Origin of the sequence: Streptococcus mitis (assembly GCF_003942795.1) — a bacterium.
Classification (GTDB): domain Bacteria; phylum Bacillota; class Bacilli; order Lactobacillales; family Streptococcaceae; genus Streptococcus; species Streptococcus mitis_BJ.
This window is the reverse complement of sequence record NZ_RJNY01000053.1, coordinates 1-921: the sequence shown is the minus strand read 5'-3', so window position 1 is coordinate 921 and position 921 is coordinate 1. Positions and strand designations below refer to the sequence as shown.

The 921-nt window shown below is 26.3% G+C and carries 2 pseudogenes; both read left to right on the top strand.

From position 1 onward, the window contains the following. A pseudogene (locus tag D8847_RS10715) lies at positions 1 to 361 on the top strand (glycosyl transferase family 2); the annotation flags it as partial. A 60-nt stretch (positions 362 to 421) separates the two neighbouring features. Further along, a pseudogene (locus D8847_RS10710) lies at positions 422 to 921 on the top strand (polymerase); the annotation flags it as partial.

The following is a 921-nucleotide window of genomic DNA, read 5'->3' as shown; positions in this document are numbered from 1 at the left end:
GGGTAGAATGAATTCTGCAATGGGGAGTTACAATCCAAATAGAGTTGCATATCAGCTAGAGGAGTTATCTCAGATTGAATACCTGTTAAATAAATGGAATATTTTTGATAAGTCATTTATCAATATATTAAAATCAAGAATTTTAATGAGCAACATACAGAATATAGTGCTACAAAAGATACCCATAAACACTCAGAAAAAAATTATTGGCGAGATATGTAGTATTAACGATATAAATACTCTAATAAATAGCTCTTCTTCTAAATTACAAATTCTTATGCGTATCTTGTTAAAAAATAAACTATATACGATAGTAATTTTTTTGAAGAGAATACAGAGTTTTGCCAATAAGAAAAAATAATAGAAATGTTTGTTAGAGTATTCGATTTATTAAAAACATGGAAAGGTTTGGAAAGTATAAGTGAATGGTACTCGCTTTATATCGGAGAAGATTTATCTATTAACTTTATTTATGTGGGTTATAGTTTCTTCATTAATTACTACTACATATTTTGTTAGGTTAGATGGAGCATTATTGATTTATCGGTTATCTCTATACTCTACTATTGCTGTAGTTTTTATAAAAGAATTATTTAATCTTTCAAATACGATGAATTATTTTAGGTATCATTTAAAACAAATGGTTCTATTTATATTATTCATATTATCTATGCTAATCGTATCTAAAAACAGGGATGGTTTGCTAGATATTACAGTTCTTTTACTAGTTGCTTCAGCTAGAGATATTGATTTTAAGAAGTTATTAAAAACTTTCTCATATGCATCTTTTTCAGTGTTAGTGATAACGATTTTTTCTAGTAAATTTAGTATTATTTCTAATATGTATATGAATGCTAATGGTGGATATCGCTATAGTTTAGGTTTTAATTATGTATCTTTTGCTTTTCAGAGGACTTTTTT